This window comes from Actinosynnema sp. NPDC053489 (assembly GCF_044544865.1).
Taxonomy (GTDB): Bacteria; Actinomycetota; Actinomycetes; order Mycobacteriales; family Pseudonocardiaceae; genus Actinosynnema.
On sequence record NZ_JBITXT010000018.1, the window covers coordinates 96,012 to 114,420 of the forward strand.

General features: G+C 73.1%; 20 protein-coding genes. 9 read left to right on the forward strand and 11 right to left on the reverse strand.

Annotated features, from left to right (window positions below; genetic code table 11):
• Positions 1 to 28: 28 nt before the first annotated feature.
• Positions 29 to 535, forward strand: coding sequence for a DUF402 domain-containing protein (locus ACIGNX_RS31110; RefSeq protein WP_396544469.1), 507 nt, complete (start codon positions 29 to 31; stop codon positions 533 to 535).
• On the opposite strand, the gene coaE is transcribed toward ACIGNX_RS31110, so the two are convergent.
• The 3 genes from coaE to rpsA form a co-directional block, all read right to left on the reverse strand.
• On the reverse strand, positions 532 to 1,695 hold the full coding sequence (gene coaE, locus ACIGNX_RS31115) for a dephospho-CoA kinase (protein WP_396544471.1): 1,164 nt from the start codon (positions 1,693 to 1,695) through the stop codon (positions 532 to 534). The two genes, ACIGNX_RS31110 and coaE, sit on opposite strands and share 4 nt — an antisense overlap.
• Positions 1,696 to 1,722: 27 nt before the next feature.
• Positions 1,723 to 2,331, reverse strand: coding sequence for a hypothetical protein (locus ACIGNX_RS31120; RefSeq protein ID WP_396544473.1), 609 nt, complete (start codon positions 2,329 to 2,331; stop codon positions 1,723 to 1,725).
• A gap of 140 nt (positions 2,332 to 2,471) precedes the next feature.
• Complete coding sequence (gene rpsA / locus ACIGNX_RS31125) at positions 2,472 to 3,965, reverse strand: 30S ribosomal protein S1 (protein ID WP_306750136.1); 1,494 nt, start codon at positions 3,963 to 3,965, stop codon at positions 2,472 to 2,474.
• 190 nt (positions 3,966 to 4,155) lie between these two features.
• Here rpsA and ACIGNX_RS31130 point away from each other — a divergent pair, with 190 nt between their 5' ends.
• The 5 genes from ACIGNX_RS31130 (at position 4,156) to ACIGNX_RS31150 (ending at position 9,111) form a co-directional block, all read left to right on the forward strand.
• Positions 4,156 to 4,986 (forward strand): class I SAM-dependent methyltransferase, encoded by an 831-nt coding sequence (locus ACIGNX_RS31130; protein ID WP_396544475.1) that lies wholly within the window; start codon positions 4,156 to 4,158, stop codon positions 4,984 to 4,986.
• Between the two features lie 10 nt (positions 4,987 to 4,996).
• Positions 4,997 to 5,920: a GNAT family N-acetyltransferase gene (locus tag ACIGNX_RS31135; protein WP_396544477.1), complete on the forward strand. Its 924-nt coding sequence runs from the start codon at positions 4,997 to 4,999 to the stop codon at positions 5,918 to 5,920.
• 85 nt (positions 5,921 to 6,005) lie between these two features.
• Entirely contained in the window at positions 6,006 to 6,629 is a 624-nt protein-coding gene (locus tag ACIGNX_RS31140; protein WP_396544478.1) for a hypothetical protein, read from the forward strand.
• Positions 6,626 to 8,521 carry a YhgE/Pip family protein gene (locus ACIGNX_RS31145; protein ID WP_396544480.1) on the forward strand — a complete coding sequence of 632 codons (1,896 nt, stop codon included), beginning with the start codon at positions 6,626 to 6,628 and terminating at the stop codon, positions 8,519 to 8,521. Before ACIGNX_RS31140 ends, ACIGNX_RS31145 begins: the two co-directional genes overlap by 4 nt.
• On the forward strand, positions 8,518 to 9,111 hold the full coding sequence (locus tag ACIGNX_RS31150) for a TetR/AcrR family transcriptional regulator (RefSeq protein WP_396544481.1): 594 nt from the start codon (positions 8,518 to 8,520) through the stop codon (positions 9,109 to 9,111). Before ACIGNX_RS31145 ends, ACIGNX_RS31150 begins: the two co-directional genes overlap by 4 nt.
• Positions 9,112 to 9,255: 144 nt before the next feature.
• On the opposite strand, the gene ACIGNX_RS31155 is transcribed toward ACIGNX_RS31150, so the two are convergent.
• The 4 genes from ACIGNX_RS31155 to ACIGNX_RS31170 all read right to left on the reverse strand — a co-directional run bounded on the left by ACIGNX_RS31155 (position 9,256) and on the right by ACIGNX_RS31170 (position 12,004).
• The gene (locus ACIGNX_RS31155; protein WP_396544483.1) at positions 9,256 to 9,876 is read right to left on the reverse strand and encodes a hypothetical protein; all 621 of its coding nucleotides are present in this window, start codon (positions 9,874 to 9,876) and stop codon (positions 9,256 to 9,258) included.
• Positions 9,873 to 10,469, reverse strand: coding sequence for an AAA family ATPase (locus ACIGNX_RS31160; RefSeq protein WP_396544485.1), 597 nt, complete (start codon positions 10,467 to 10,469; stop codon positions 9,873 to 9,875). Before ACIGNX_RS31160 ends, ACIGNX_RS31155 begins: the two co-directional genes overlap by 4 nt.
• 9 nt (positions 10,470 to 10,478) lie before the next feature.
• Complete coding sequence (locus tag ACIGNX_RS31165) at positions 10,479 to 11,435, reverse strand: Gfo/Idh/MocA family oxidoreductase (RefSeq protein WP_396544487.1); 957 nt, start codon at positions 11,433 to 11,435, stop codon at positions 10,479 to 10,481.
• Between the two features lie 65 nt (positions 11,436 to 11,500).
• Positions 11,501 to 12,004 (reverse strand): GNAT family N-acetyltransferase, encoded by a 504-nt coding sequence (locus ACIGNX_RS31170; protein ID WP_396544489.1) that lies wholly within the window; start codon positions 12,002 to 12,004, stop codon positions 11,501 to 11,503.
• Between the two features lie 77 nt (positions 12,005 to 12,081).
• Between ACIGNX_RS31170 and ACIGNX_RS31175 the strand changes: the two genes are divergently transcribed.
• A complete protein-coding gene (locus ACIGNX_RS31175; RefSeq protein ID WP_396544491.1) occupies positions 12,082 to 12,537 on the forward strand; it encodes a winged helix-turn-helix transcriptional regulator in 456 nt (151 codons plus the stop codon).
• Here the strand turns inward: ACIGNX_RS31175 and ACIGNX_RS31180 are convergent.
• Positions 12,526 to 12,975 carry a hypothetical protein gene (locus ACIGNX_RS31180; protein WP_396544493.1) on the reverse strand — a complete coding sequence of 150 codons (450 nt, stop codon included), beginning with the start codon at positions 12,973 to 12,975 and terminating at the stop codon, positions 12,526 to 12,528. The genes ACIGNX_RS31175 and ACIGNX_RS31180 overlap by 12 nt on opposite strands.
• A 122-nt stretch (positions 12,976 to 13,097) precedes the next feature.
• Positions 13,098 to 15,773 (reverse strand): DNA polymerase I, encoded by a 2,676-nt coding sequence (gene polA, locus ACIGNX_RS31185; protein WP_396544495.1) that lies wholly within the window; start codon positions 15,771 to 15,773, stop codon positions 13,098 to 13,100.
• Positions 15,774 to 15,825: 52 nt separating this feature from the next.
• Here polA and ACIGNX_RS31190 point away from each other — a divergent pair, with 52 nt between their 5' ends.
• Together ACIGNX_RS31190 and ACIGNX_RS31195 are read left to right on the forward strand one after the other, a co-directional pair.
• Complete coding sequence (locus ACIGNX_RS31190) at positions 15,826 to 16,248, forward strand: hotdog fold thioesterase (protein WP_396544497.1); 423 nt, start codon at positions 15,826 to 15,828, stop codon at positions 16,246 to 16,248.
• A 60-nt stretch (positions 16,249 to 16,308) separates the two neighbouring features.
• Complete coding sequence (locus tag ACIGNX_RS31195; RefSeq protein WP_396544499.1) at positions 16,309 to 16,872, forward strand: DUF4352 domain-containing protein; 564 nt, start codon at positions 16,309 to 16,311, stop codon at positions 16,870 to 16,872.
• Positions 16,873 to 16,942: 70 nt separating this feature from the next.
• On the opposite strand, the gene ACIGNX_RS31200 is transcribed toward ACIGNX_RS31195, so the two are convergent.
• Positions 16,943 to 17,647, reverse strand: a complete 705-nt coding sequence (locus ACIGNX_RS31200; RefSeq protein ID WP_396544501.1) for an ABC transporter ATP-binding protein — start codon at positions 17,645 to 17,647, stop codon at positions 16,943 to 16,945.
• Positions 17,637 to 18,377, reverse strand: coding sequence for an ABC transporter ATP-binding protein (locus ACIGNX_RS31205; RefSeq protein WP_396544557.1), 741 nt, complete (start codon positions 18,375 to 18,377; stop codon positions 17,637 to 17,639). The genes ACIGNX_RS31200 and ACIGNX_RS31205 overlap by 11 nt, the downstream gene beginning before the upstream one ends.
• Positions 18,378 to 18,409: the final 32 nt, after the last annotated feature.

An 18,409-nucleotide genomic window follows, 5' to 3' on the forward strand; every position in this document is an offset into this window, starting at 1 on the left:
GCTACCCTCAGGTCGCGTGGGAGCGGTCATGACACCTCAGCTCGTCGACGTGGTCGACACCGTAAGCGCAGTTCGCAGCTACTCCAGCGGCACTTCGCGACACCTGTCCGCGTGTCGGGTCGAACCCTGGGGGCTGCGGCTGGAGTGCCCGACCCCGGAGGACCCGTTCTCCGATTCGGAGGTCACCTGGTTGATGCCCTCGCTCGGGTTGCGGCTGACCCACCACCGCCCCCGGTCGAGGCACGCGCGCAGCGGCCCGAGCGTGCTCAGCGCGGTCCGCGTGGAGCGCGACGGCCGGGCGTGGCGCACCACCGACCTGCTGCTCGGCCTGGCCGTCCCCGGCGGCACGACCGCGCGGATCGTGCGCTGCGAGGAGTTCGCCGCCGCGGTCGCCGGGCGGGTCCTGGGCCCCGGTGACGCCGACCAGGCGCTGCGCACCGTGCACCGGACCCTCGAAGAGGTCAGCCTGCACCGGCACGACCTCGGCTCCTGGCTGACCCACCGGGGCATCTACGACGTCTGGCCGTCGCTCTAGTCCCCGAAGAAGGCGTCGACCCGCGCGGTCGCCGCCGCCATCCACGGCTCCTTCGCCTCGCCGTAGGCGAACCCGTCCGCGTCGCCCCGGTGCTCCTCCGCCAGCGCCAGCTTCACCGCCGCGTACTCGTCCCGCGCCGCCGCGTCCGCCCGCAGCCAGTCGCGGAACCGGATCGCCCAGTTCCACGCCGGTCCGCCCTCCACGCGGACGTGCAGGTTGACCCTCCGCCCCGGGTCCGCGCCCGCGTGCAGCCGCTTGTGCCACCCCTCCGGCGCGTCGCCCGGGTGCTTCACGCTGTCCTCCGCGTGCCCCAGGGAGGGGAAGCCCGCCTGCGCCAGCGCCTCCTCCAGCTCCGCGGCCTCCTCCAGCGAGCGCACGCCGAGCTGGAGGTCCAGCACGTCCTTCGCCGCCAGGCCGGGCACGGCCGTGGAGCCGATGTGCTCGACGTGCCGGCCACCGGCGGCCAGGCGGATGCGCGCGGCGACCCGGGCGGCCTGCGCGGGCCACGTCCCGTCGTAGGGCACCACGATCGGGGGCCCGGCGGCGTAGCGGCGCAGCCGGACGTTCGACTCGTAGCGCACCAGCCGGTCCGCCCACAGCGCGTCGACCCGGGCCAGCACCAGGTCGGGCGTGCCGGAGTTGTCCAGCCACACGTCCGCCACGGCGCGGCGGCGCTCGTCGTCGGCCTGCGCGGCGATGCGGCGGCGCGCGTCCTCCTCCGCCACGCCCCGGTCGCGCAGCCGGACCAGGCGCTGGTCGAGGTCCGCGTGCACGATCACGACCAGGTGGTACAGCGGGGCCATGTCCTTCTCCACCAGCAGCGGCACGTCGTGCACGACGACCGCGTCCGCCGGCGCCGCCGCGATCAGCTCGCCCGTCCGGGCCGCGATCCGCGGGTGCGTGATGCCGTTGAGCGCGGCCAGCGCCCGCTCGTCGCCGAACACCCTCGCCGCCAGCGCCGGCCGGTCCAGCGCGCCGTCCGGGCCGAGGACCTCCGGCCCGAACGCCTCCACGACCTCGCGCAGGCCGTCGGTGCCCGGTTCGAGCACCTCGCGGGCCAGCCGGTCGGCGTCGATCACCACCGCGCCGTGCTCGGCGAACCTGCCCGCCACCGTCGACTTGCCCGACCCGATTCCCCCGGAGAGACCCACGCGCAGCATGGCGCCAAGCCTGCCACGCCGTGACCCTCAGCTCCCCTCGACGGGGGTCATCGACTGCTGGGCGAGCGCGGCCAGGAAACCGCTGATCGCGTCGTCGGGCAGCACGCCGACCTTGGCGCGCGCCACGTAGGTGGTCTTGCCCAGCGATCCCACGACGAGCCGCTCGTCCTTGGTGCTGACGAACCGGCCCTTCTTCTTGCCCACGTCGACCTCGGTCACCGACGCGCCCTCGCCGCGCTCCGCGTCCACGCTCTCGGTGACCCGGCCCGCGGCCGTCGCCTCGTCGGTGTACGTGGCCAGGCCGACGATCACCGGCGAGGTGGCGACGGCCTGCTTGTCCGCCACGCCGTAGTAGCAGTCGATCTTTCCCGTGCGGCCGAGCGACGGCTCGGGGAGGCCGATGATCGTCATCGGTTCGCCCGGCAGCTCGCGCCCGAGGCGCTGGTGCACGACCTCGACCGGCACGACCAGCGCGCAGTCGTCGGGCAGCGGCCGGTCCACCATCTGCGGGACCCGGCTGATCGTCGTGGGCGGCACGATCGTCGGGATCCGCGGTTGCTCCGCCGGCCCGGTCCGCACGGCCGCGCAGCCCGCGCACAGGAGCACCGCCACCGCCGCCACCACTGCCGTCCGCATGCCCATAGCATTCTCAACTTAGCGCACGGCAACGCCTTCTCACCCCCGAACGAGTGAACGCCGATCGCCCCCCGCCCGAGGTGGGCGAGGGGCGACCGGGTCGTTCAGTCAACCGGCGGGGGTGCGCCGGTCGGTGCTGCTCAGGCGCCGCCCGACAGCTTCTCGCGCAGCGCGGCCAGCTGCTCGTCGCTGGCCAGGGTGCCACCGGCCTGGGCCGGGGCGCCCGTGCTGGACGACGCGGCGGCCGGGGCGTCGCCACCGGAGGAGTAGTTGGTCTCCCCGGCGGCCTCCTCCTCGGCGGCGGCGGCCTTGGCGACCTGCTTCATGTGGGCCTCGTAGCGCGTGTGGGCCTCGGCGTACTGCCGCTCCCACTCCTCGCGCTGCTTGTCGAAGCCCTCCTGCCACTCCTGGGTCTCCGGGTCGAAGCCCTCGGGGTAGATGTAGTTGCCCTGGTCGTCGTACTCGGCGGCCATGCCGTACTGGGTCGGGTCGAACTCGGAGTCGACCGTGAAGCCCTCGTTGGCCTGCTTGAGCGACAGCGAGATGCGGCGGCGGTCCAGGTCGATGTCGATGACCTTGACCATGACGTCGTCGCCGACCTGCACGACCTGCTCCGGGATCTCGACGTGGCGCTCGGCCAGCTCGGAGATGTGGACCAGGCCCTCGATGCCCTCGTCCACCCGGACGAACGCGCCGAACGGGACGAGCTTGGTGACCTTGCCCGGCACGATCTGGCCGATCGCGTGGGTGCGGGCGAACTGGCGCCACGGGTCTTCCTGCGTCGCCTTGAGCGACAGCGACACGCGCTCGCGCTCCATGTCGACGTCCAGGACCTCGACCGTGACCTCCTGGCCGACCTCGACGACCTCGGACGGGTGGTCGATGTGCTTCCAGGACAGCTCGGAGACGTGCACCAGGCCGTCCACGCCACCCAGGTCCACGAAGGCACCGAAGTTGACGATGGAGGACACGACGCCCTTGCGGACCTGGCCCTTCTGCAGCTGGTTGAGGAACTCGCTGCGGACCTCGGACTGGGTCTGCTCCAGCCAGGCGCGGCGGGACAGGACCACGTTGTTGCGGTTCTTGTCCAGCTCGATGATCTTCGCCTCGAGCTCGCGGCCCACGTAGGGCTGCAGGTCGCGGACGCGACGCATCTCGACGAGGGAGGCGGGGAGGAAGCCGCGCAGGCCGATGTCCAGGATCAGGCCGCCCTTGACGACCTCGATGACCGTGCCCTTGACCGGCTCGTCCTTCTCCTTGAGGGCTTCGATGGTGCCCCAGGCGCGCTCGTACTGGGCGCGCTTCTTGGAGAGGATCAGCCGACCTTCCTTGTCCTCCTTCTGGAGAACCAGGGCCTCGACCTCGTCACCGACCTTGACGACCTCGTTCGGGTCGACGTCGTGCTTGATCGACAACTCGCGCGAGGGGATGACACCCTCGGTCTTGTAGCCGATGTCGAGCAGGACCTCGTCCCGGTCGACCTTGACGATGGTGCCCTCGACGATATCGCCATCGTTGAAGTACTTGATGGTCTTGTCGATGGCGGCGAGGAAGTCCTCCTCCGTCCCGATATCGTTGATAGCGACCTGCTTCGGCGCAGCGGCAACCGGGACAGTGGTGGTGTCGGTGGACATTAGGTAGGTGGCTCCGGTACGGATTGGGGTTTGTGGCCTGCGGGTTCAACGCTACGCGGAGGGCGCGCCCACCGCGAAGACCCACTCGGCGGAGACCAGGCGATCGAGGACAGCGCGAACCCACTACGCGGGCGATATCGTACGCGGCTCGGAGCCCGCCGGGCAAACCGGCACCCTTGAATGGAGCAGTGTGTCCGACCAGCACGCGAGCGCGGAACTGGCGCTCGGCACCACCGGCATCGCCAAGCGGGACGTGGACGCGGCCGAGTCGCGCGCGGCCAACCGGATGTGGTGGGACGCCGACGCCGACGACTACCACGCCGAGCACGGCGACTTCCTGGGCGAGGCGGACTTCGTCTGGTGCCCCGAGGGCGTCCGCGAGGAGGAGGTCGGCTACCTCGGTGACCTGCGCGGTCGTCGCGTGCTGGAGGTCGGCTGCGGCTCGGCGCCGTGCGCCCGGTGGCTGGCGGCGCGGGGCGCGCACGCGGTGGCGTTCGACCTCTCGGCGGGCATGCTGCGGCACGCCGCGGCGGCGAACGCGGCGACCGGCGTGGCCGTGCCGCTGGTGCAGGCCAGCGCCGACCAGCTGCCGTTCGCGTCGGGCAGCTTCGACGCGGCCTGCTCGGCGTTCGGCGCGGTGCCGTTCGTGGCGGACGTGGGCGAGGTGTTCCGGGAGGTGGCGCGGGTGCTGCGGCCCGGCGCGCCGTGGGTCTTCTCCGTGACTCACCCGATCCGGTGGATTTTCCCGGACGACCCGGGACCGGGTGGGCTCACCGTGACGCAGTCGTACTTCGACCGCACGCCGTACGTCGAGGTGGACGACGCGGGCCGGGCGACGTACGTGGAGCACCACCGGACCACCGGGGACTACGTGCGGGCGCTCGTCGGGGCGGGCCTGGAGCTGCTGGACGTGGTCGAGCCGGAGTGGCCCGCCGGGCACACCCGGACGTGGGGCCAGTGGAGCCCGCTGCGCGGCCGGCTGTTCCCGGGCACCGCGATCTTCCGCACCCGGAGGCCGTAGCCTGCCTGGCATGACCGTCGGTCAAGGGTTGGTGGAGGCGCAGAGCGCGCGCTTCGCGAGCGTCGACCCGCTGCTGCCGGCGGTGGTCGCGCCGCCGGACGGCGACGTCATCACCGCGGCGCTGCCGGACGGCGCGCGGGTCGCCGGCGTGCTCCAGCGCCAGGTGCACGACCGCCGCTCGCCCGCCCGGCTGTGGTCGGCCACCGAGGTGTGGGAGCTGACGCCGCTGCTGGGCGGCGCGGGCGCGGCGGGCATGGACGCGCTGCTGCGCGCCTGGCGCAAGCGGCTGGACCTGCTCGGGCCCGCCGACCGCGACTCGGCGTGCGTGCTGACCTGGCCGAGCCGGGACGCGGAGGCGACCAGGGCGCTGCTGGACCACGGCCTGGTGCCGCTGACCGTGATCGCCGTGCGGCAGGCGCCCCCGCCGCCGGTGACGGGCGGCGCGACGATCCGCCGGGCCACGCCCGCCGACCTGGAGACGGTGCTGACCCTGGCGCTGGCCGAGCTGCGCTACTCGTCCATGGTGGGGTCGACGGTGCACCGGCCGGACGCGGCGGCGCTGAAGCGGCGGACGCTGGCCGACCGGCTGGCCGCGGGCGGCCCGGCGTGGCTGGCGGAGCGGGACGGCATCGCGGTGGCGCTGGCCGAGTGCGCGGTGGTGACCTCCGAACCGGGCAACTGGACGGCGACCAGGCTCCCGCACGGCCGCTGGGGGTACGTGAACTGCGTCTCCGTGCTGCCGGGCGCGCGGGGCACGGGGGTGGGCCGGCAGCTGATGGCGCACGCGCACCGCGAGCTGCACCGGCTGGGCACGGTCGGCACGTACCTGTACTACAACCCGCCGAACCCGCTGTCCTCGGTGTTCTGGCCGCGACAGGGCTATCGTCCACTGTGGACCATGTGGGAGGTGCGCCCGGCCGGGGCGCTGCGCTAGGTGTCACACCCCGCCGACTTGCGGGGCACCCCCACGCGGGCCACTATTTGAACTGACCGGTCAGTTCAAAACGGGAGGTCCCACGGTGCGGATCCACGCTCGGCGCGTCGGCGTCACCGGGCCGCACGGCCCGCTGCTCAAGCCCACGTCGTTGCTGGTCGAACCGGGCGGGCTGGTGCTCGTGGCGGGCGAGCCGGGCGCGGGGCAGACCGCCCTCGGGCTGGTGCTGGCCGGGCGGATGCGCCCGAGCACGGGCGAGGTCTCCCCCTCCGCCGCCGAGCTGCGCGACCACGTCGTGCTGGTCGACTCCCCCGACGTCAGCGAGCCCGAGCCCGTCCTGGCGCTGGCCGCCGTGGTCGGCGAGGAGCTGGCGGTCAACGGCGCCCCCAGCGGGCGCAAGGCGGTGGCCGACTGGCTGGTCGACCGCGGCGCCGACCGGTACCTGGACGAGCGGTTCGAGCAGGTGCCCGCGGCCACGCGGTGCGCGCTGATGCTCGAACTGGCCGCGGCGCGCCCCGGCGCGACGACCCTCGTCCTCGACAGCCCCGACCGCTACCACGGCGACCCGAAGGGGTGGGTGGAGCTGGCGCGCCGGCACGTCACGCCCGAGCGGTCCGTCGTCGTCCTGTGCACCACCACCAGCGCCGCCCTGCTCGACGCCCCCGTCGCGCGGATCGGCGCCGACAACGTTGACGAGGAGTCGGAGTGACCGCCGTCCGGATGGCGTTCAACGAGCTGCGCCGGGTCACCTCCGGCACGCTGCCCAGGCTCGCGGTGCTGGCCCTGGCGCTCGTGCCGCTGCTGTACGCGTCGCTGTACCTCTACGCCAACAAAGACCCGTACGCCCACCTGGACCAGGTGCCCGCCGCGCTCGTCGTGGAGGACAAGGGCGCGACCGCGAGCGACGGCACGCACCTGGACGCGGGCACCGAGGTGGCCGACGAGCTGGTGGGCGGCGACCGGTTCGACTGGCACCGGGTGAGCGCCGAGGAGGCCGAGCAGGGCGTGCGCGGCGGGACCTACACGTTCGCGCTCACCCTGCCCGAGGACTTCTCGCAGGCGCTGCTCTCCTCCGGCGAGTTCACCCCCCGCCAGGGCGTCATCGTGCTGACCACCAACGACGCGAACAACTACCTCGGCTCCACCATCGCCAACCAGGTCGTGGCCGAGGTGCGCCGGTCGGTGTCGGTCAAGGTCGGCTCCGAGGCCGCGGACAAGCTGCTGCTCGGCTTCTCCACGATCCGGCAGAAGACCGCCGAGGCCGCCGACGGCGCGACCCGGCTCGCCTCGGGTCAGCAGGACGCCTACACCGGGGCGCAGCAGCTCGCCGACGGCACCTCGGCGCTCGCCGGCGGCGCGGCGCAGCTCTCGTCCGGCCTCGTGCGACTGCGCGACTCGACCGCCGACCTGCCGGTGAAGTCCCAGCAGCTCGCGTCCGGGGCCAAGCAGGTCGCCGACGGCAACGAGACCGTCGCCAGGACCGCCGAGGACTACGCCGCCAGGGCGCAGGACCTCGTCAACCGGCTGGACGCGGTCAACGGCGACGTGGCGGCCCGGCTGCGCGCGGCCGGGTTCACCGAGGAGCAGGTGCAGCGCGTGCTCGCCACGCTGAACGACGGCCGCCGGCCCGTCGACGACGCCAACGCCAAGGTGCAGGGCACGGCGGGGCAGCTGCGGGAGTTGGCCGACGGCGCGCGGCAGGTGTCCGACGGCGCGGCGCAGCTCGCCGCGAGCACGCCCGCGCTGACCGGTGCGATCACCCAGCTGAACGACGGCGCGGCGCAGGTCTCGTCCGGTGCGGCGCAGGCCCGTGACGGCGCGGTGAAGCTGCGCGACGGCGAGGCGCAGCTCGTGGACGGCTCGAACCAGCTGCGCGACGGGCTGAACCAGGGCGTCTCGCAGATCCCCAACCCGGACGACCCGACCCGCGAGTCGACCGCGCGGACGATCGGCGACCCGGTGAACGTGCGCGGGGTGAGCCAGACCTCGGCGGGCAGCTACGGCGCGGGACTGGCGCCGTTCTTCCTCGGGCTGGCCACCTGGATCGGCGCGTTCGTGCTGTTCCTGCTGCTGCGGCCGCTGTCCCGGCGCGGGCTCGCGGCCGGGCAGTCGGCGGTGCGGGTGGCCGTCGGCGGCTGGCTGCCCGGCGTGCTGCTGGGCGTGGCGCAGGTCGTGGTGATGTACGCGGTGGTCACGCTGGTGGTCGACATCCGGCCCGCGCACCCGGTGGGCGCGCTGGCGTTCCTGCTGCTGGTGTCGGCGACGTTCGTGGCGGTGCTGCACGCGCTGAACGCCCTGTTCGGCGCGGTGGGCAAGTTCATCGGCCTGGTGCTGCTGATCCTCCAGCTGGTCAGCGCGGGCGGCACGTTCCCGTGGCAGACCATCCCCGTGCCGCTGTACCCGCTGCACTACGGGCTGCCCATGGGGTACGCCGTGGACGGCCTGCGGCACCTGATGTACGGCGGGCAGCTCGGCGGCGTGGGCCGGGACGCGCTGATCCTCGTCGGCTACCTCGTCGGCGCCCTTGCCTTGTCGACGCTCGCCGCGTACAAGCAGCGGGTGTGGACACCCAGCCGCCTCAAGCCCGAGCTGGTGCTGTGACCGGCGCGCGCCCCGGTCGCACCGCCGCGACCAAGCAGAAGCTGTTCGACGCCGCGCTGCGGCTGGTCGGCGAGCGGGGCGCGGCGAGCGTCACGGTGGACGAGATCGCCGCCGAGGCGGGCGTCGCCAAGGGCACCGTCTACTACAACTTCGCCAGCAAGGACGCGCTGGTGGACGCGCTGCTGCGGCACGGCGTGGACCTCCTGGCGACGCGGCTGCGGGCGGCCGAGGAGCAGGAGGACACGGCCGCGGCGATGGCGTCGCTGGTGGACGGGATGCTCGGGTTCTTCGCCGAGTACCCGGCGTTCGGCCAGTTGCTGGTGTCCGAGCTGTGGCGCACCCCCGGCCAGTGGCACGGCACGCTGAGCCTGCTGCGCGACGACATCGTGTCGATCGTGCGCGCGCAGATGCAGCGGCTGTCCGACGCGGGCCGGCTGCCGGAGGGCGTGCAGGTGGGCACGGCGTCGGCCGCGCTGTTCGGCACGGTGCTGGTGATCGCGCTGGACTGGCAGGTCTTCCAACCCGACCGCCGCCGCGACGAGGTGCGCGAGTCGGTGCTGTCGCTGGTGCGGGGCCTGCGGCCCGGCTGAGCCGCCCGGCCACGCGGTCCGACAGGGCGGTCCGACAGGGCGGTCCGACAGGGCGGTCCGACAGGGCGGTCCGACAGGGCGGTCCGACAGGGCGGTCCGACAGGGCGGTCCGACCGGGCGGTCCGACCGGGCGGCCCGGCGCCGCTACTGCCGCATCACCCGGCTGTCGACCTCGCCGACCTCGTGCACCGACGGCGGTCGGCCGTCGAGGGCGCGGTGGACGGCTTCGAGCACGCCCGCGGCCGCCTCCTCGTGGGTCAGCCAGCGGGTCCGGCCCGCCTGCCGCGCGAACCCGAGCACGACCCGCTGCGTCGGGTGGCCCTCCAGGGCCGGGCCCGGCAGCCCGTGCACCGGGCGGATCGCGCCGCTGTCGTGCACCTCGACCACGGGCGCGCCGGGCGCGAGCAGGGGCTCGACGGCGCGCAGCACGGCGTCGCGGTAGCTCGCGTGCACCCACGCCACCAGCAGGTCGGCGGGCCGGTCCACCACCTCGCGCACCCGGTCGGCCAGCTCCGCCGGCCTGGCCCAGTCCGCGGCGACGGCGACGCGCCGCTCCGACCCGCCCCCACCCTCGTGCCGCTCCGGCCCGCCCCCGCCCTGCGGCACGTGGCCGCGACCGCGCAGGGCCGCCCTCGCCGCGCTGCCGAGCGCGCGCTCGGGCCGCCTGCTCGGCAGCACCACGTGCCAGCCGCGCGCTAGCAGCTCGTCCGCGCACCCCTTCAACATCCCCGTGCCGCCGAGCACCAACGCCGTCCGCCCGCTCATCGCACCGACTCCTCGCCGCGTTCGGCGGCCCGCCGCAAGGGGCCGGACCGCCACTGGTCGACCTGACGCTGCCCGCGCAGCCGCACCACGGCGAGCCGGTCCGCGTGCGCGCCGCGGAGCACCTCGCGGACCCTCTCGCCGGTGCGGGCGTGCGACTTCCACGCCCAGCGCAGCAGGTGCTCGGGGTCGGTGAGCACCGTGCGCAGGGGCGGTTCGACGTTGCCGTTCCACAGCTGCTCGCGGCGCAGCCGGCGCCGCACCGTCCGCGCGGTCACCCGCCGCATCACCACGTGCCTCGGGTGGTCCAACCAGACCAGCGTGTCGGCGTGCTCCAGCAGCAACGGCCGCGCGACGCGGTACTGCCACTCGGTGGCCCACGCGTCGCCCTTCACCAACCGCCGCACGTCGTCCTCGAACTCCGGCCTCGGCGTCCACCGTGGACCGTGGAACAGCGAGTCCAGTTCCACATAGGACAGACCGAGCGCGTGCGCCACGAGACCGGCCAGGGTCGACTTGCCGGCGCCGGACGTGCCGGCCACCAGCACCCGGCGCGGCGGGTGCGGCAACTCGTCGGCTGGTCCCAGGAGCGGCACCGGGCCAGGCTACCGCCAACCCCGGCCCCACGACTCCGCCACGCGCACGGCGCTCCCCGTCTCCAGGCTGCGGTTGGCGGCGAAGCCGGTGGCCAGGGACAACGCGCCGGCGCGGTGGTCGGCGCGCCGGCCGAGCGGGTCCGGTCGGCCGGCGGGCCCGTACAGCGCGGCGGTCATCCGCGCGTCCGCGCCGCCGTGCCCGGCGCCCCCGGCCGCCACCCCGACCTCGACGGCTCGCCCGAACAGCGGTTGCACGGTGAGCCGGGCGTGTCCCTCCTCCGGGTTGGCCCCCGCCGTGCACCGCGGGCCGCTGACCCAGCTGTTCTCCACGACCTCCGGCTCCAGCCGGCCGCGGCTGCCGTTGACCATCAGCCGGTAGCCCTCCCACGGCGAGCAGGCCGTGAGGTGGTGGTTCAGGCTCGCGCCGCCCGGGTAGCGCACAAGCACCGCCAGGTGGTCCTCAATGGACACACCGGGCGCGAACGGGTCGCGGTCGCGGTGGCAGCCGTCCTCGTGCTCGGCGTCGAGGTAGAGCCGGCGGTGGCCGTGGCGCTCGCCGTTCCCCTCGCCGTAGAAGAACAGCCGCCCCTGCGCGTACACGACCTCGGGCACCGCACCGGTCCACCAGTCGAGCAGGTCGAAGTGGTGGGTGGCCTTGTGCACGAGCAGGCCGCCGGAGTTCGCCTTGTCCAGCGCCTCGACGACGTAGGCGCCGTGGTGGCGGTCGACCGCGCAGACCACGACGACGTCGACGCGCTCCCACTCGACCATCCGGAGGAAGTCCGCGGTGGCGTAGGCGGGCACGGGCCGGTCGAGGCGCGAGTCGCGCACGGCCATGCGGGTGGGGTTGACGTCGCAGAACGCCACCAGCCCGCCCTGCCCCGCGTGCCGGACGATCGCGTCGACGTGCAGTTCGGCCCGTGCGCCGGTGCCGACGACCGCGTAACGCCCGCGTGCCGTGCACACCTCCGGGTAAGCGTTTTCCACACGCCGGCCCGGCCGGCCCACGCGCCGTCAAGCGCGGCCACCGGTCACCACCTCAGGCCGGCCACCAGCTCCTCGTGGGTCAGCTCGAAGGTCAGCGGGTAGCTGACGTGGACCACGTCGTCCTCCTCGCGGGTGAGCCTCGCGCCCGGCAGGACGCGGGTCACCAGCCGCAACATCGGTTGGTTCTCCCCCAGCACGTCGCCGTGCAGCTCGGCGTAGCGCAGGTCGGTGGCCAGCCGGCTCAGGGCGGCCACGAGCTCGGAGCCCACGCCCCGGCGCTGCCACGGGTCGACCACGGCGACGGCGACCTCGGCGGTGTCGTCGCCGGTCGCGATCAGGCGGGCGATGCCGACGGGCGTGCGGTGGCACTCGGCCACGACGGCGGCCCTGCGGTGGCCGTCCAGGTCGGTCAGCGCGCGGCGCATGGACTCGGTGAGGCGGGGCACCGGCGCGTGGAAGCGCAGGTAGCGGCTCCGCGCGGACAGGCCGTGGAACACGGTGTCGACGGCGTGCCCCGCCTCGGCGGCGTGCAGTTCGCGGACCTTCATGGCGGACACCCCTTGAGTTCGGATTCCGAACCCTAGCTGGATCCGTTTTCCGAACGCAAGGGGTATCGTGGGACGGCATGGCCCACGTGAAGGTCGCCGACGAGCTCTGCACCCTGTCGCTGCCCGCCGCCCTGCTGGGTGAGCGGTGGACGCTGCTGCTGCTGCGGCAGGCGTTCCTGGGCACGCGCCGGTTCGAGGACTTCCAGACCACGATGGACATCTCCCGCAGCGTGCTCACCGAGCGCCTGGGCACGCTGGTCGAGGAGGGCATCCTGCGCCGCGAGGCGTACAAGGACGTGCGCACGCGGTACGAGTACCGGCTGACCGAGAAGGGCCTGGAGCTCTACCCCGTGCTGATGGCCCTGCGGAAGTGGGGCGACCGGTGGATGTCGCCGCCCGAGGGCCCGTCGTTCGACCTGCACCACCGCACGTGCGGCGGCGACGTCGCCGTGCACGTGGCCTGCGAGGGGTGCGGCGCCGAGCTGACCGCGCGGGACGTCCGCGTCACGCCGCTGCGCGACTCAGGTGCGTGACGCGAGCACGCGGTCCACGGCCGTGACGACGTGGACGAGCCCGAGCAGCACCGCGAACATGACGAAGTAGACGGTGTGCTCCTGCAGCTCCGCGCGGTCGGCCGCCCACACGTCCATCGCGCTGAACAGCGTGAACCAGGCCAGCCACCCGACCACGGCGGCGGTGAGCCACCGGGTGCCGCGCGTCAGCAGGGCGACCACCGCGACCAGGCCCAGCCCCAGCTCGGCCAGCTTGGCGAGCCAGATCACCGGCGTCACCCAGTCGGCGCCGAGCCCCAGCGTGGCGTCGAGGTACCGGCCGACCTGCTGGTGGCGGTCCTTCCACCCCAGCGGCAGCTCGGCGAAGTTCAGCACGCCGAACAGCGCGAGGAACACGGCGATCGGCGTGAACAACCGCGACCACCCGGCACCGCCGCGTGACACCGAACCCTCGACCATGGGGCACCCCCTCCGCCACCACGAATGATGAGCCGGCGGCCCGGTCCGGGAAGTACGGCTGTCCGTAGCGCGCCGCGGTGGCGCCCGCTCCCGGTGCGGCCCCTCGACCGACCGGGCCCGGCTCAGTGGGCGGCGGCGTCCCAGGAACGGCCGACGCCCACCGAGACCTCAAGCTCCACCGACAACGCGTAAGCGCCGCCCATCTGCGCGCGGACCAGCTCCTCGACCTGCTCGCGCTCGCCCTCGGCGATCTCCAGCACCAGTTCGTCGTGCACCTGCAGCAGCATCCGCGAGCGCAGGCCCGACTCCTCCAGCGCGCGGAAGACGCCCAGCATCGCGACCTTGACGATGTCGGCCGCGCTGCCCTGGATCGGCGCGTTCAGCGCCATCCGCTCCGCCATCTCCCGGCGCTGCCGGTTGTCGCTCGTCAGGTCGGGCAGGTAGCGGCGGCGACCCAGGATCGTCTCCGTGTAGCCCTTCTTCCGGGCGTCCTCCACCACGGCGTGCAGGTAGTCGCGCACCCCGCCGAACCGGGCGAAGTACGCCTCCTTCTGCTCCCGGGCCTCGGCCGCCGAGATCCGCAGCTGCTGCGCCAGGCCGTACTCCGACAGCCCGTAGGCCAACCCGTACGACATCGCCTTCACCCGGCGGCGCTGCTCGGCGGTGACCTCCGAGGTCGGCACGGAGAACGCGCGCGACGCGACGAACGTGTGCAGGTCCTCGCCGCTGCGGAACGCCTCGATCAGGCCCGCGTCCTCGGACAGGTGGGCCATGATCCGCATCTCGATCTGGCTGTAGTCCGCGGTCATCAGCTCGGCGTAGCCCGGCCCGACCACGAACGCCTCGCGGATGCGCCTGCCCTCGTCGGTGCGGATCGGGATGTTCTGCAGGTTCGGGTCGGTGGACGACAGCCGCCCGGTCGCCGCGATCGTCTGGTGGAACGTGGTGTGGATGCGGCCGTCGTCCGCAACGGACTTGAGCAGCCCGTCGACCGTCGACTTCAGCCTGGTCACGTCCCGGTGCGCGAGCAGGTGCTGGAGGAACGGGTGCTGGGTGGCCTCGAACAGGTTCTGCAGCGCGTCCGCGTCGGTCGTGTACCCCGTCTTGGTCTTCTTGGTCTTCGGCATCTGCAGCTCGTCGAACAGCACGGTCTGGAGCTGCTTGGGCGAGCCGAGGTTGATCTCCTTGCCGATCACCGAGTACGCGTCCTGCGCGGCCTGCTTCACGCCCGCCGCGAAGTGCGCCTCCAGGGCCGCCAGGTGCTCGGCGTCGATCGCGATGCCGACCGCCTCCACCTCGTCCAGCACCATCATCAGCGGCAGCTCCAGGGTCGCCAGCAGCGACTCCTGGCGGGTGGCGACCAGCTCCGCGTCCAGCGCGTCGGCCAGCTCCGCCACCGCGAACGCCCGCACGATCGCCGCCTGCGCCGCCTTCTGCCGCTCCTCGGCCTCGTCGGCCAGCAGCGAGAGCTGGCCGTCGTCGGGCTCCTCGGCGCGCAGCTCCCGCTTGAGGTAGCGCAGCGCCAGGTCGTCCAGCGCGAACGACCGCTGCCCCGGCCGCACCAGGTAGGCGGCCAGCGCCGTGTCGCTGCTCACGCCGCGCAGCCGCCAGCCGCGCGCCCGCAACGCCCGCAGCGGCAGCTTCAGGTCGTGCGCGGCCTTGACCACCGACTCGTCGGCCAGCCACGCGGCCAGCGCGTTCTCGTCCGCCTCGGTCAACGACGCGACCTCGACGTACCCGCCCTCGCCGCCCACCGAGGCCAGCGCCAGGCCCTCCACGTCGCCGCCCGCCACCCGGAACGCGACGCCGACCCGGGCCGACCGGGCGTGCGCGTCCAGCCACGCCGCCAGCCCGCCCGCGGGCACCGCGCCGCCGCTCACGGCGAAGCCCTCCTCGGCCTCCGGCTCCGCCGTGGGCAGGGTGGAGAACAGCCGGTCGCGCAGGACCCGGAACTCCAGCTCGTCGAACAGCCGGTGCACCGCGTCGCGGTCCCACGGCCTGGCCTCCAGCTCCGCCGGGCCGACCGGCAGCTCCACGTCCCGCACCAGCTCGGTGAGCTGCCGGTTCAGCATGATGTTGGCGAGGTTCGCGCGCAGCGCCTCGCCCACCTTGCCGGGCACCTCGTCCACGTGGTCGATCAGGCCGTTGAGCGAGCCGAACTGGGTGAGCAGCTTGACGATCGTCTTCGGGCCCACGCCGGGGGTGTTGGGCAGGTTGTCCGACGAGTCGCCGCGCACCGCCGCGTAGTCGGCGTACAGCTCCGGCGGCACGCCCTGCTTCTCCAGCACCAGCTCGGGGGTGTAGCGGGCCATCTCGGACACGCCCTTGACCGGGTACAGCACCGTGACCTTGTCCGTGACCAGCTGCAGCGCGTCGCGGTCGCCGGTGCAGATGAGCACCTCGAAGCCCTGTGCCGTGGCCTGCGTGGTCAGCGTGGCGATCAGGTCGTCGGCCTCGTAGTTCGCCTTCGACAGCACCGGGATGGACAGCGCGCCCAGCACGTCCTCGATCAGGCTCACCTGGCCGCGGAACTCGTCCGGTGTCTCGCTGCGACCGGCCTTGTACTCCGCGTAAGCCTCGGTGCGGAACGTCTTGCGCGAGACGTCGAACGCCACCGCGATGTGCGTGGGCTTCTCGTCGCGCAGCAGGTTGATGAGCATCGACGTGAAGCCGTAGACCGCGTTGGTGGTCTGGCCCGTGCCCGTCTGGAAGTTCTCCTTGGGCAGCGCGAAGAAGGCGCGGTAGGCCATGGAGTGACCGTCGACCAGCAGCAGGCGGGAGGCTTCTGAGGTGCTCACGCGGCGAGTCTAGGGTGGGGGTCCGACAGCGCCGCACCGACTGGAGCAACCCGTGACGCCAGCACCCGAGGACATCCCCGGCGCCGACCAGCGCGTCGCGCACGAGCAGCTCACCGCCAAGCTGGGCATCGAGATCACCCGATGGGATGCCGACCGGCTCGTCGGCACGATGCCGGTCAAGGGCAACCGCCAGCCGTACGGCCTGCTGCACGGCGGGGCGAACGCGGCGCTGGCCGAGACGCTGGGCTCGGTGGCGGCGGCCATGCACGCGGCGCCGGAGCGGCTCGCCGTCGGCCTGGAGCTGTCCTGCACGCACCACCGGGCGGTCACCGAAGGCTCGGTCACGGGCGTGTGCACGCCGGTCCACCGCGGCCGCAGCACCGCGACCTACGAGATCGTCATCTCCGACGAGCAGGGTCGGCGCGCCTGCACGGCCCGGCTGACCTGCTTCCTGAAAGATGCCCCGAAGGTGTGAGGGTGCGGTTCGGCCGGCCCGGGTGTGCAATCTAGGGGGACCGGTGAGTCGGAGGTGGGCGTGCGGCGCGTGATGGCGGTGGTGGCCGTGGTGGCGGCCGTGGTGCCGGCGGCCGGGTGCGGTGACGCGCCCGTGGTGGCCGGGCCGCAGACGACGACCGCGTCGGCGGCGACCTACCCGGTGCCGCCGGAGACGGTGCGGCCGGACGAGAAGCCGCTCAAGATACCCACCACCTCGGACGGCGACACGGCGTTCACGCTGGTCGGCCTGACCACCGAGATGCCGACGCTGATCGGCAGCCACGCCGAGTTCCACGCCAAGGGCCAGTTCGTCCGCATCCGGATGAGCGTGATCAACAACGGGCGCAGCAGCGTGTCGTTCGCCGCCCGCAGGCACGTGCTCGTCGACGACCACCAGGCCGAGCACACGGTGGACACGCAGGCGATGACGATCAAGCGGCAGCCGGAGACGATCGACCTCGGCGCGAACGTGCGCCTGGAGTACGACGTCTACTACGACGTGCCGACGGACGTGAAGCCGCTGGCCCTGCGGGTGTTCGGCGGGCCGACGCTGACCGACCTCAAGGACGAGACGGGCACCGAGATCCCGCTGGCCCAGCAGTAGCCGGGCCGGCGGGATCCGGTGCCCACCGTCAGCTGTCCACCGTCAGTCGACGACCGTCAGCCGCCTACTGTCAGTGACCGCCGAGGTACGCGGCGCGCACCTGGGGGTCGTCCAGCAGCTCCGGCCCGGGTGCGCTCTTCACGACCCGGCCGGTCTCCAGCACGTACGCGCGGTCGGACAGCTTCAGCGCCTGCTGCGCGTTCTGCTCGACCAGCAGCACGGTGGTGCCGCGCTTGTTGATCTCCTTGATGATCTCGAAGATCTGCGCGATGAGCATGGGCGCGAGGCCCATCGACGGCTCGTCGAGCAGGAGCACCTTCGGCTTGGTCATCAGCGCCCGGCCGATGGCGATCATCTGCTGCTCGCCGCCGGACATCGTGCCGCCGAACTGGCTCTTGCGCTCGGCCAGCCGCGGGAACAGCTCGTAGACCTCGGCGAGGTCGGCGTCGAGCGCGTCCCGACGGGTGTAGGCGCCCATCAGCAGGTTCTCCTGCACCGTCATGCCGGGGAACACCCCGCGGCCCTCCGGCGACTGGCCGATGCCCGCCACGACCCGCTTGTGGCCGGCCATCTTGGAGATGTCCTCGCCGTTGAACAGCACCTGGCCGCTGGTCAGCGGGCGCAACCCGGAGATCGTCTTCAGCGTGGTCGTCTTGCCCGCGCCGTTGGCGCCGATGAGCGAGACGATCTCACCCTCCGCGACCTCCAGGCTGATGCCCTTGATCGCGGCGATCTTGCCGTAGTGGACGTGGACGTCCTTCAGCTCAAGAAGCATCTTCGGACACCCCCAGGTACGCCTCGATGACCTTCGGGTTGTTCTGCACCTCTTGCGGGAGCCCTTCTGCGATCAGCTGGCCGAAGTCCAGCACCGCCACGCGGTCGCTGACGCCCATGACCAGGCTCATGTCGTGCTCGATCAGCAGCACGGTCCGGCCGCTGTCGCGGATCTTGCGGATCAGCGCCTGCAACGCCTCCTTCTCGGCCGGGTTCATGCCGGCCGCGGGCTCGTCGAGCAGCAGCAGCTTCGGGTCCGTGGCCAGCGCGCGGGCGATCTCCAGCCGCCGCTGGTCGCCGTAGGGCAGGTTCTTCGCCGTCTCGGTCATCCGGCCGGGGATGCCGACGAAGTCGAGCAGCTCCCGCGCCAGCTCGCGCCCCCGCCGCTCCTCCTTGCGGTGCCACGGCAGGTTCAGCGTCGCGCCGATCGCACCGGTGCGGTGGTGCGCGTCCGCGCCCACCATCACGTTCTCCAGCGCCGACATGTTGTGGAACAGCCGGATGTTCTGGAACGTGCGGGCGATGCCCTGCTTGGTGATCCGGAAGCGCTTGGTGCCGTCGATCCGCTCGCCGTTGAACAGCACCTGGCCCTCGCTGGGCTGGTAGACGCCGGTGACCACGTTGAACACGGTGGTCTTGCCCGCGCCGTTCGGCCCGATCAGGGCGAAGATCTCGCCCTGGCCGACGCTGATCTTCGCTTCCCGCAGGGCGACCACGCCGCCGAAGCGCATGGTCACGTTGTCCAGCTGAAGGACGGGAGTGC

Coding starts and splice junctions, on each gene's coding strand:
- ACIGNX_RS31135 (WP_396544477.1), top strand. CDS start 4,997: ATGACCGTCGGTCAAGGGTTGGTGGAGGCGCAGAGCGCGCGCTTCGCG.
- ACIGNX_RS31205 (WP_396544557.1), bottom strand. CDS start 18,377: ATGCGCTTCGGCGGCGTGGTCGCCCTGCGGGAAGCGAAGATCAGCGTC.
- ACIGNX_RS31155 (WP_396544483.1), bottom strand. CDS start 9,876: ATGAGCGGGCGGACGGCGTTGGTGCTCGGCGGCACGGGGATGTTGAAG.
- ACIGNX_RS31120 (WP_396544473.1), bottom strand. CDS start 2,331: ATGCGGACGGCAGTGGTGGCGGCGGTGGCGGTGCTCCTGTGCGCGGGC.
- rpsA (WP_306750136.1), bottom strand. CDS start 3,965: ATGTCCACCGACACCACCACTGTCCCGGTTGCCGCTGCGCCGAAGCAG.
- ACIGNX_RS31200 (WP_396544501.1), bottom strand. CDS start 17,647: ATGCTTCTTGAGCTGAAGGACGTCCACGTCCACTACGGCAAGATCGCC.
- ACIGNX_RS31175 (WP_396544491.1), top strand. CDS start 12,082: ATGGCCCACGTGAAGGTCGCCGACGAGCTCTGCACCCTGTCGCTGCCC.
- coaE (WP_396544471.1), bottom strand. CDS start 1,695: ATGCTGCGCGTGGGTCTCTCCGGGGGAATCGGGTCGGGCAAGTCGACG.
- ACIGNX_RS31110 (WP_396544469.1), top strand. CDS start 29: ATGACACCTCAGCTCGTCGACGTGGTCGACACCGTAAGCGCAGTTCGC.
- ACIGNX_RS31180 (WP_396544493.1), bottom strand. CDS start 12,975: ATGGTCGAGGGTTCGGTGTCACGCGGCGGTGCCGGGTGGTCGCGGTTG.
- ACIGNX_RS31170 (WP_396544489.1), bottom strand. CDS start 12,004: ATGAAGGTCCGCGAACTGCACGCCGCCGAGGCGGGGCACGCCGTCGAC.